At 60.2% G+C, this 11741-nt stretch carries 6 protein-coding genes and 1 pseudogene; all 7 read right to left on the minus strand.

Annotated elements, in window-relative coordinates; translation table 11 throughout:
• Positions 1–36 precede the first annotated feature (36 nt).
• Positions 37–3471, minus strand: a complete 3435-nt coding sequence (gene addA, locus OEU85_RS13965) for a double-strand break repair helicase AddA (RefSeq protein WP_262692119.1) — start codon at positions 3469–3471, stop codon at positions 37–39.
• On the minus strand, positions 3468–6455 hold the full coding sequence (gene addB, locus OEU85_RS13970; protein WP_262692120.1) for a double-strand break repair protein AddB: 2988 nt from the start codon (positions 6453–6455) through the stop codon (positions 3468–3470). Before addB ends, addA begins: the two co-directional genes overlap by 4 nt.
• A 2-nt stretch (positions 6456–6457) precedes the next feature.
• Positions 6458–7183, minus strand: coding sequence for a nucleotidyltransferase family protein (locus OEU85_RS13975; protein WP_262692121.1), 726 nt, complete (start codon positions 7181–7183; stop codon positions 6458–6460).
• Positions 7180–7659, minus strand: a complete 480-nt coding sequence (tsaE, locus tag OEU85_RS13980; protein WP_262692122.1) for a tRNA (adenosine(37)-N6)-threonylcarbamoyltransferase complex ATPase subunit type 1 TsaE — start codon at positions 7657–7659, stop codon at positions 7180–7182. The genes OEU85_RS13975 and tsaE overlap by 4 nt, the downstream gene beginning before the upstream one ends.
• A 23-nt stretch (positions 7660–7682) precedes the next feature.
• Positions 7683–10052: a sensor histidine kinase gene (locus OEU85_RS13985; protein ID WP_262692123.1), complete on the minus strand. Its 2370-nt coding sequence runs from the start codon at positions 10050–10052 to the stop codon at positions 7683–7685.
• Positions 10053–10123: 71 nt separating this feature from the next.
• A pseudogene (locus OEU85_RS13990) lies at positions 10124–10478 on the minus strand (VOC family protein).
• An 81-nt stretch (positions 10479–10559) separates the two neighbouring features.
• Entirely contained in the window at positions 10560–11732 is a 1173-nt protein-coding gene (metK, locus tag OEU85_RS13995) for a methionine adenosyltransferase (protein ID WP_262692125.1), read from the minus strand.
• Positions 11733–11741 lie beyond the last annotated feature (9 nt).

An 11741-nucleotide genomic window follows, 5' to 3' on the forward strand; every position in this document is an offset into this window, starting at 1 on the left:
CTAGTAACGCCCGTGTGATATTTCACCACATGTGGCCTAAAGCCCCATGCGCCCAAGTGCTTCATCCATCTGGTTTTTTTCCAGTTCCATCAAGTAAGCGATGTCGGTCCACAAAAGCGCCGCCCTTATTGCGCGGCCCGGATACACACTCTCCAGCGCGCGGGCGTACAACCCCATCTGTTTCAAGTAAACCTCCGGCACCAGTGCGGCGTCCCTTGGTGGCGGGCGATTGGTCTTATAGTCGATGATCATCACGCTGTCATCGCTCACCAGCAGGCGGTCCACCTGGCCGGAGATTGCCCGCCCGCCCACAAGCCCGGCAATCGGCACCTCTGCCCGGCTGCCGGGGCCAAAAAGTGGTGCAAATGACGCGTCATCCAAAATGGTCGCCACCTCACGCCAGAAGGTTTGTGCCGCATCATCATCAAGCCCTGACCGTTGCAGGAAACGCATCGCGGCAGCCTCGCGCCCTGTCACCGGTATATCCGGCAGCCATTCGAGCATGCTGTGGATCAACCGTCCGCGCTCAAACCGGGCAGCGGTCTTGCGCGCCAGCGGGCTGGTGGCAGCGGGTTCTTCCTCATCCGGGCGGGAAGGGGCAAGCGGTTTTGGCGGGTCGGGTTCCTCCGGCATAGGCTTGCGGGCCCATGCGGGCAGCGGCGGCAGGGGTGTGTGGGCTTCCGCTGCCACTTGCATGCTTGTCACCACGGCGGTTTGTGGCACGGTAAAACGTCTGACCTCATACTGCCCTTCAAGGGTAACCGCCTCAGCGCCCACACGTTCAAACCCATCCGCGACGGCCTTAAACCATGACGCTTCATCAGGCTCACGTTCGGTCTGCCACCCGGCAATATAAAGCCGGTCTTCCGCGCGGGTAAGTGCCACATAGAGAAGCCGCCGGTATTCATGCAGCGCCTGCTTCTTCAGCTGTGCTTTTTTCTCTTCCACCAGCGACAAGCCAGCGGCAGGCGATGTCCACAACAATAAGGGCGGCATGCCCGGTGATGGGCCATCAAGCGGCACCAGCCGTCCTTCCCGTGTGGTTATTGGCAGGCTGACGAGGTCGGACAGGAACACAATTGGCGCCTGCAGGCCCTTGGAGCTGTGCGCCGTCATGATGCGCACTTGGCCGCCTGCGGCCTCCATGTCCCGTTTGATTTGGGTGCCACCGTGTTCCACCCGGTGGATGAACGCCTGGAGGGACGCTGTACCCGTGTGTTCAAACCGAAGCGCTTCCTCAAGAAGCTCGTCAATCGGGTCATGCACTTCCTCACCTAGCCGGGCGGCCAGCTTGGCGCGCCCGCCGAGGTCCGTCAGTACGTGGGAGAAAAACTCAAACGGTGTCATGATGTCCGCACCACGCACCACGTCCTGCAGGAAATGAAGCGCGCTGGCGAGCGCTGGCTCATCCCCTGCCTTGCGTTGCAGCGCATGCCACAGCGCCCCTTTGCGGCCGTAAGCAAGCTGGAACAGCGTATCGTCATCAAAGCCGATGAACGGGCTTTTAAGCACGGTGGCGAGGGTGAGGTCGTCGGTGGGCAACAGCGCCGCGTGCGCCAGCGCCAGCAGGTCCATCACCGGCAGCTCGTCTGTCAACACCATGCGGTCGCGGCCCGCCACCGGCACGCCAAGAAACTTCAGTGCTCGCACAAGATGGTCCACAAAGGCCGTGCGCCGGCGCACCAGCACCAGAATGTCACCCGCCTCAATAGGGCGGGCCTGTGCCTCCAGCATCTCGCGGCCCACAATCATCTGCTTGATACGGCGCGCGATCCGCCATGCCGCACGGCCTTCGGCATCATCCGCGTGCTCCTGCACAAGGGGCGGCACCCAGCTGCTTTCTTCGTCATCACCAGAGGGGGCCGGCACCTCCAGCGGCCACAATTCCACAAGGCCACCATGGCCCTTGCGGATAAACTCATGCTTCACATGCTCAAGGTCGGCAGACAAACCGCACGATGCCAGCACATCCTTGTGAAACACAGCATCCACCAGCGACAACACAGCCCCACCTGAACGGAAGGAGAGGTTCAGCGGTACATTCTCCGCCACCAGTTCCGCCTGCCACGCCCGGTGGAAGACCCGGTCGCGCGCGGCGACAAATTCGCGCGGGTCTGCCCGCTGGAACGAGAAGATGGACTGTTTGGCGTCACCCACAGCAAACACCGTGCGAACCTTATCGCTCGCGCCTTCCCCCGCGAAAAATTCCGCCGTCAGCGCCTCGACCACACGCCACTGTTCACGGTTGGTATCCTGGGCCTCATCCACAAGGATATGGTCCACACTGGCATCCAGCTTGAATAGCACCCAAGGTGCGACATCCGTGCGGTCCAGCAACTTGACTGTTCGGTCGATCATGTCGTCAAAGTCAACCAGCCCACGCTCGGCCTTCAGGTGCCGGTACCGCCCAAGCTGTGCCAAGCCAAGGGTCAGAAGCGACACGGTAGCCTCCGCCGCCGCGATGCGTTTCAGCCGCTCAGCCACCCGCATCAGGCGGGTCTGCTCTTTCTCGATAACCGCCTCGAACTCGGGGTGCTTGGTCAGCGTGCCTTTGGTCACAACACGGGCGCGCGGCGTGTCTTCCTTGGTCAGGAACACCAGCATATAGTCCGCGAACAGCGCTTCACGTGCATCGCCTTCAGCGGCAGTGAAAGCCGTGATCGCTTCGGCTGCTTTCACCTCTGTCTTGCTGCCCGCCAGTAACACCGGGCCCATGGCGCGCATGCCCGCAAGGTCAAACGCATCGTCTTCCACCGCGCGGGCTGTAACCATGGCACGGGTCTCACCCGGTGTCAGTTCAAGCGCGCGGTAAAGTGCTGGCGCAAGGCCGGTGTTTGTATAGGCTTTCTCTGCCGCCGTGAGGGTGGAGGCTTCAAACGACAGGCGTTCAATCACTTCATCAAAGGTGTTTTCCGTGACCAGCCCGGCCACATGGTCAAGCGCACGGCGGATATCCGCACCCTGCGGTGTGCGGGTAAGCGCCAGCATCTGGTCCTTCGCACTGGCCATCATCTCACCCGCCACGGCTTCATCAATGCCTTCAAAACCTGGCGCCATGCCTGCCTCAAGCGGGAAGCGGCCCAGAAGTGCCTGACAGAAGCTATGAAACGTCTGTATCTGCAAGCCACCTGAAAGGTCCAGCACATAGGCGAACAACTGCCGGGCGCGGATCAGCATACCCGCGTCCGCCACCTCTTCAGTGCGGCGGTTGATCTCGGCGGCCAGCGCCTCGTCCGACATCATTGACCAGCGACCAAGTTCCTCGAAAATACGGTTCTTCATCTCCGCTGCAGCGGCTTTGGTGAAAGTTAGGCACACTAGGTTTTCCGGGTCTGTGCCTGTGAGCATCAGGCGCAAAACGCGGGCGGTGAGGACATGGGTCTTGCCTGTGCCTGCACTGGCTCCCACCCATGCGGTCAGCGCCGGGTGTGTGGCGCGCGCCTGCGCTTCCGTCATGCGGGGTTTGCTCATGCACTGCCCTCCCCGCCACTATCGCTACCACCAAACGGGTCGTCAGTGTTGCGCCATTCCCTCACCCGCGCCAGATGGTCATAATCCCCGTACCCCGCCTCTCTGGGGCGCGGGTTGGAAAGATAGGCAACCTTCTCGTCAGCGAAAGCCTTGACAAGCCCGCGTAAGCCTTGTTCCGCTTCCGTAACAGATTCCTTGACATCCTTGATGGGCCGGTGTGCCTTCTGGATCGGCTCTCCGCCCTTCAGCTCCCAGAACACAAGGTCATCAACAGGAGCTGCATCCACACCAGTGAAGGCGCCGCGCTCCGCCAGCCAAGCCTCAAGTGGCAACTGCGGTGCAAAACCCGCCGCCACCCGTTTGGCGGACGGGATGTTGCCGGTCTTATAGTCGATGATTGTCAGCGCGCCACCGTCCAGCTTGCGGTCGATCCGGTCTGCCTTGGCAAAGAGGGTAAAGCCGCTGCCCTCAAGCGCAGCCTCCGCCCATTCTTCAATGGCGGCCACTTCATATGTTTGCGCGCGCAATGCCTCGTTGGCGATAAACCAGTCCGCAATGCGTTCAAAGCGCGGCCACCAGAAGGCATAGACCGCGGGTTGCGTCAACACGGGTTCAAACACACGCCGCCCTACCTCAATAAGCCGCTTGTAACCTGCGTCGCCATTACGTGGCCCCTCCTCGGCGAGGAATTTCTCCAGCGCTTCATGAAGAAGCGTGCCCTTGGTGGATGCGTTTGGCCGGTCGTCGATCGGCTCCAGCGGCTTGAGGTCCAGCACCTTATGCGCATAAAGCCCGTATGGGTCGCGCATCCAGTTTTCCACCTGCGTGACCGACAGGCGTTTGGGCCGCGCGGCGATAGGCGGGCGTGGCATCGGCGGCTGCACAGGTTTCGCACATTTCGCGGCATCCAACGCATGTGCCCAAGCCAGGTAATGCGCGGCTTCAGGAATACTGCCGCCTGCCAATGCCTCAATACGGAACAGCCAGCGGCTTGGCACCGTTGGCGCACCGTCCACTTTCTCGGCGCGGGTGATGATAACCTCCTGCCCTGTGGCGGCCTGCATAAAGTCATGGGCGGCCTGCCCCGTGCGACGTTCAAGGGGCGGCAGGCCAAACTCTTTGCGCATCGGGCGGTTCATCCACGGATCAGGCTTGATCTCACCTGGCCATGTGCCCTCATTCAGACCACCCAAAATCATCACATCGGCGCGCTGCAACCGGGCCTCAAGCGTGCCCCAGATATAAAGCCGGGGATGTTTGCGCCACACCGGTCGCACCGTCACACCGGCATAGAGTTCAGCGAACAGCGCTGCATAGCTATCTGCGGTGATGTCCTCAATCGCGCCGGTTTCCTGGATAAGTTCGGCCGTGGCGTCCGCAAGGACCTGGCCGTCTTCGCCTTTCCACAGCATGTCAGCGCCCGGCTTGTCATCTGTTGCGGCCAAGGCTTCCGCCACTTCCGTGTGGGTCTTCAAGAGCAGGTCAAGCGGTTCCCCGTTCGCCAGTGCGGCCTCAAACGGGCGCAGGCAGGCGATGACCTTCTCAACCACCGCGAGGTCTTCGACGTTGAAGTCCGCCTTTTTGTCATGTCCCGCCGCGTTGGCCCGCGCGACAAGACCGTCCAGCCCGCCCGCCGGGCGCACACCGCGCATAACATCCATGTCAAAGCGTCTGATGGCAGCCAGATATACCCGCCGGTCACCCCCCACTGATACAAATGGATGCTGCAATAACGCCAGGAGAGGCACCGGTGCAAAACCCTCACTCGCTGCGTCTGCGATCAGGCCAAGGAAACGACCGGGAACGGTGTTGAGCACCCTGTCGCCACCAGAGTCGTCCACCTCAATGCCCCAACGAGCCAATGCCGCGCGCACATGGCGCGCCAATGCACGGTCAGGTGTGACGAGCGCCGCCGTGCGCGACGGGGTTTCCAGCACCTCGCGCATCACCAGCGCGATAGCCCCGGCTTCCTCCCGTCTGGTTGGTGCGACAATTTTCCTGAGGCCCTGAAACAGGGTGCCCTTATCGGCCCGGTCATAACCCAGGCTGGTCCAGCGGTCGGTCACAACGGAAGGCGCCAGCGCGTCCTGAAATAATTTCGCCCGCCCACCTGCGCCGTCAAACGGTGCTTTGGTCCAGTCGCGCACCTCGTGCCTGTTTACCGACATGGCGGCCAGCAGGTCCTTCAGCACGCCCTGCGCGTGGCTGGCGTCCACCGCTTCCCAAGCGTCATCGTCCATGTCACGCTCAAGTCCCGGCAGCACTACCATGCCCTCGGGCAAGCGCGCCACGACGGCGAGCAGGTTGGCCGTTGCCGGGATGGAGCCGGTCGAGCCTGCGGCGATAACCGTGCCCTTGGGAGGATTTTTTGCCCACAGGTCCGCAAGCAAACGCAGGAGTGTATCCCGCCGTGCAGCCGGGTTTATCGCCCCCTCCGTCGCCAAAATGGTTGGCCAGTGGGTTGAGACGATCTTGAGAAACTCAAGCGTGATATCCCAGTGATGCGCCAGCCCCTCGGGCACCAGTTCCTTCAGGCCATCAAACGGCAGGCCTTCTGTCTCCAACTGGTCCATGAAGCGCGCGAGTTCGGCAGCCAGCCGCCAGCCCTGCGCCGGAGCCATGCCGGTCTCGCCCGCGCCGCCCCACGCCATGACCTGCCGCATCAGAAGCACTTGCCGCCGCGTGCCGGAAATGGCTGGTGGAATGTCGGACGGGTCAAGCCCTAACCCTGCACCAAGGAAGGCGACCTCATCATCATCCACGTCACCAATGGGGCGCATGGTTGGCAGCACCATGGGCTTGCGCCCCACAATACGCAGGAAGGCTTCCCTGAGCGAGCGCTGCGCCCGCCGGTTGGGCACAAGGATGGTAATGTCGGCGAGCCTGGCCGGGTCACTGCCCGCCTTTTCCATCACACCGGTCGCCAGCGCATCCACAAAGGAATGCGCCGCACCAATGGTATAGACCCTGGGCTTCCGCGCCATTGTCAGGGTGCCCCCAGTTCTTTGAGGCGGGCTTCAGCGTCAGTGACCCCCTCCGGCGTGCCGACATGCATCCAGTGCCCGTCATGCACAAGGCCAAACAGCCGCCCGGCGGCAGCGGCCTTGCGAAACACCACGCGGTTTGACCACGCGCCGTCCGGGGTGTTGTCATAAAGCGACGACGCTATCATCTGAATGCCGCCATACATAACCGGTGCCACGGGGGCTTCCCCCCTGAAGTCAATCGGCATCGGTCCCATGCCGTCCGCGAAGGGGATAAAGTCTCCTACACCGTCATAGCCAAGGGCATCAGGGGTTGGAATCAGCAGCAACAGAGCGTCCATGCGGTCAGCATCAAAGGCAGAGGCCAGACGCAGCAAAGCGGAGCCCGCGCCGTCCAGCCACAGCGCATCGCTGTTGATGGTAAAAAACGGATGCTTGCCCAGAAGCGGTAGCGCTTTTTTTACGCCACCACCTGTATCCAGAAGCTTGTCCCGCTCGTCAGAGATGACAACCTGCCCTGCATCTATCCGCCTTGCGAGGTGGGCCTCAAGCTGGTCAGCGTGGTGATGCACATTCACGACAACACAGTCGAAGCCTGCCTCATCCGTACGGTCAAGCGCGCGGTCAAGCAGTGTGCGGCCCGCCACATACACAAGCGGCTTTGGCGTGCGCTTTGACATATCGCCCATACGGGTGCCAAGCCCGGCTGACAGGATAATCCCCCTCATGTGCCAAACCCTTCCAGGAGACCACGCCAACGCGCAGCTTCACCGTGGAAGGCAAGCTTTCGCACGCCTTCGCCGCCGATATCGAGTTTTATCTCAAGCGCGTCATCCCACCAGTAGGCCGGCATACGATCCGGCCATTCGATCAAACAGATCGCATCGTCGCGCGCATCGTCCAGGCCAAGTTCGTAGACCTCTTCCGCTTCGCTCAGCCGGTACAGGTCAGCGTGCCATATCTCAATGCCGTTCGGGTCGTCATAGGTTTGTACAAGAGTGAAGGTTGGGCTGGGCACCTCTGCCTCAAGGTTCGCAAGGCGTGCACGAATGAAGGCGCGCGCGAAGGTGCTTTTGCCCGCCCCAAGATCACCGGTGAGTGCAACCAGCGCGCCCGGTTGAAGTACCGCGGCGAGACTTGCCGCCAGCGCTGCTGTCCCGCGTTCATTTTTGCAGACAGTCTGAAAAAGCAGTGTATTGGGCATGCGTGTTTCTTGTTGTTCCATAATCAATGGATTGAGGTAACATCAGGCTGGGCGCGCGGCAGACGACAACTGAGAGACAGGCCTTCGTCACCGTAAGGCTCAAGCGTGATCCTACCATGGTGCAAACCCACAATACTGCGCACGAGCGCCAGATCAAGGCCCGTCGCCCGTCGCCCGCCCGGTGATGCGCCCATGGCCACGGTTGAGATCAGGCGGTCCCTTTCCCGCGGGGTCAGGCCTGAATCAGGGTTGAATACCGTGACCGAAACACCCTCATCATCACCCGTCAATTTCACCGACAGGGCCCCACCGTATCGCGCAAAATTCAGCATGGAGGAAACCATATTGTAGAATATCTGCTTGAGACGCCGGCTATCAGCGATAATGACGCCGACATCGACACACCCTTCCAGGCTCAGCACGATATCCACCTTGCCGGCAATATCCGCAGCGAGCGTCGCCGCGTCAGACAGTGCGCTGACGACGTCCGTTTCCTCAAGGTCAAGCTTAGCCTCTCCGGCATCAAGTACAGCAAGGTCTAGGACGTCCGCGATCAGCACCTTGAGGTCATCAGATGCGCTGAGGATGTTTTTCACATAATCGGCCTGCTGGTCGTTGAGGTCGCCGAAAATCTTCTGATCCAGCATTTCTGCAAACCCGATGATGGAGTTGAGCGGGGTCCGCAGTTCATAGGACATATTGGTGATAAACTCGCTTTTGAGCCGATCCGCCGCTTCAAGGGCATTTGACCTTTCGCGCAAAGCCTGTTCGACCTTGAAACTGTCGGTCACATCACTTTGAGTGAGCATTACCCCACCATCAGGCAGGGGCACAATGGCATAGTCAACCACAACACCGTCTGGCCGATACCAACGGCCGGACCTATGAGTATGCTCCGACACCCAGGCCGCCAATGTTGTGCGGAAATCCTGATCTTCACCAATGTTGCTGCGCACCTCGTCAATCGGGATGTCTTTGACAAGGGCCGAGAGATGAGGTTTGCCCTCAAGCACGTCATCATCCAGTTGCCAGATGGCCTGAAACGCCGGGTTGGAAAGTTGCAGGCGCGCATCCGTGCCAAAAACCGCGATGCTTTCCCGCATGTTATCAAGCGTTTCCTGCTGCACGGCGATCAGGGTATTGTAGGACCGCTCAAGCGCCAGCCTGTCAGTCACGTCCTCGAACAATATCAATAGCCCACCCAGGGGATGTGGTTGTGTCACCACGCGGTGAGCCGTACCGTCTGGCAGGTGCCACATCTCCTCATAGGGTTCCAGAAGCGTTGTATAGTGACGCAGCACATTCTTCTTCCATTGCTGAAAATCTATCTGCTCCGGCAGGCGACGGTTTTCGCGCATGGCGTCCAGAAGTTCGCTGTGCCTGATTTCGGAAGAGAGAATATCCTCCGACAAATGAGAGAGGCGCGCAAAGGCGCTGTTATAAAACCGGAGAGTCTGGCCGGGGCCAAAAATGGCCACCGGGCTTCTCAGCCGGTTCAGCGTTTCCGACTGTGATTCAAGCACCCGGGAAAGTTCCGACAGGGCTTCTTCCTCGCCGGTCACATCGACAGCGACCCCCAGCGTATTACCGTCGTCATCAATCGGAATATTAATGACAGAGAAAGCCCGGCGCTGCCCATCGATCACCCCGAACCGACGATCCCGGATGCGCTGTCCCGTGTCGCGGGCCTTGCGCGCGGAGGTCAAGCTGCGACGGTCGAAAAGTTCGACCCCGCGCTCAACTACATCAAACACATTCTCGCCGTCCACCGCATCCACATACGCATGATTGACTTCAATAAGCGAAAAATCGGGCCCCCGCACCCATACCGGGAAGGGCAAACTGTTGAAGGCACGGCTGAGGTCCTGCAGTCTCAATTCAAGTGCCCGCACACCCTGCCGGTATCCCCTGTGCGGTCGGTCCAGTACTTCTTCGACCCACAAGACGCTGGATGGCCAATGTTCATCGTTTGTGGGCAGGGTCTGAACGTCGATAATCAGCCGGGGGCGGTCTTTGCCCTGATAGACCACATAGGGTGACGTACCGTCACTGCCGTTTTTCAGGTCTTTTTTAAGCGCGCTGACAATGTCGTGCGGCACCACCCCGCCTTCGGCCACCAGTTGATCAACATGCTGCGCGCCCTCTGACAGGCCAACAAGCGCCAGCGAACCGGCATCCGCCTGCATGCGCCCGTCTGCCCACAGCCAGATAGGGTGCCGTCTGTCAGACCGGATCATGCTGTCGAGAAAGCTGGTGAGGTCCTGCAATCCCTGAGCGCGATCGGTCATACGGCCGGCACGCCACAGCGCGCTAAGGCTCAGCACAATCCAGGCAATCGCCACACAGGCAATGGTGCCCCACAGGGCTAATGATGACAGCTCCGGCTCGCTCATGAATTGGGGTCCCTCCTCCCGCAGTCAGACAAGAGTATCTCTTATCATGGGGCGGATACAAGACGCGGTTTTCAAAGGTGAGCCAATATATTAAGGAGTTTACCGAGCGGATCGCGTACAAAGAAGCGGCGCACCCCCCCAAGGTTCATCGGTCAACGGGTAGGCAATCTCGCAGCCCATCTCCAGCGCACGAGCGTAGACCTTGTCCACGTCGTCCACGTCAACCGAAAGATCGGGCACGGGCGTGCCTGAGCCGCCCTGTGACGCGAAACTGACCTGCGGCATATGGCTTATGGCGGAAGACGCAAAGGTCACGATCCAGCCGTGGTCCATGACAACATCAAGATCCAGCAGATCCTGATAAAATGATTTTACACTCTTTGGGTCTTCTGTCCCAAAGTTGCAAACGATCCGTTTGACAGTCAAAGGCGCGCCTCCCTTTTCCGGCAAAACTACCGACGGGAAGGCGCGCCTTCAATAGCTGATTACGTTTATCAGACGACCGGCTTACAGGCCGAATTCACCCTTGAGAGCGTCAACAAGATCGGTCTGTTCCCAGGAAAAAGCGCCGTCTTCGGTCGGTTTGCGACCAAAATGGCCATAGGCCGCCGTACGGGCATAGATTGCCTTGTTGAGCTGCAGGTGTTCCCGGATACCGCGCGGGCTCAGGTTCACCATGTCCTGCAACACGCGGGACAGCTTGTGTGGATCGATGCCAGCTTCGTTGGCCCAAAGGTCAACATAAACCGCAAGCGGCTTGGAAACGCCGATGGCGTAAGCAAGCTGGATCGTGCAGTTACTGGACAGACCAGCCGCGACCACGTTTTTGGCAAGATACCGCGCCGCGTAGGCAGCCGACCGGTCAACCTTTGTCGGGTCCTTGCCCGAGAAGGCGCCACCGCCGTGGGGGGCAGCACCGCCATAGGTGTCCACGATGATCTTGCGGCCGGTGAGGCCCGCATCACCATCAGGACCCCCGATGACAAACTTGCCGGTCGGGTTCACATAGAACTCGTCCTCGGGGCACATCCAGCCTTCCGGCAATACACCCTGAACATGCTTGCGCACCAGCGCCCGCAACGCTTCCTGCGTCACGCCATCTTTGTGCTGGGTGGATACAACAACCGTGGTGGCACCCACGGGCTTACCATCAACATATTTGAGCGTCACCTGGCTTTTGCTATCCGGCTCAAGCTCTGGCGCCTCACCAGAGTGGCGGGCGGCTGCAAGCGATTTCAGGATACGATGCGAGTAGTCGATCGGCGCAGGCATCAGGCTTGGCGTTTCGTCACAGGCATACCCAAACATGATGCCCTGGTCGCCAGCGCCTTCATCCTTGTTGCCCGCGGCGTCGACACCTTGTGCGATGTCGGCCGACTGCTCGTGCAGATGATTTTCAAATACTGCATTCTTCCAGTGAAAGCCGTCCTGCTCGTAGCCGATTTCCTTAACCGCGCCGCGCGCCACTTCTTCGATATCGTCTGACGTGATGGATTGCGGGCCGCGCACTTCACCCGCCAGAACAATACGGTTGGTGGTGACAAGCGTTTCGCACGCCACACGCGCTTCCGGCTCCTGACCAAGATAAAGGTCAACAACGCCGTCCGAAATACGGTCAGCTACCTTGTCCGGATGGCCTTCGGAGACTGATTCACTTGTGAATACATATTCTTTCATCATCTGCACCCT

This window comes from Kordiimonas aestuarii, from assembly GCF_025574465.1.
Lineage (GTDB): Bacteria > Pseudomonadota > Alphaproteobacteria > Sphingomonadales > Kordiimonadaceae > Kordiimonas > Kordiimonas aestuarii.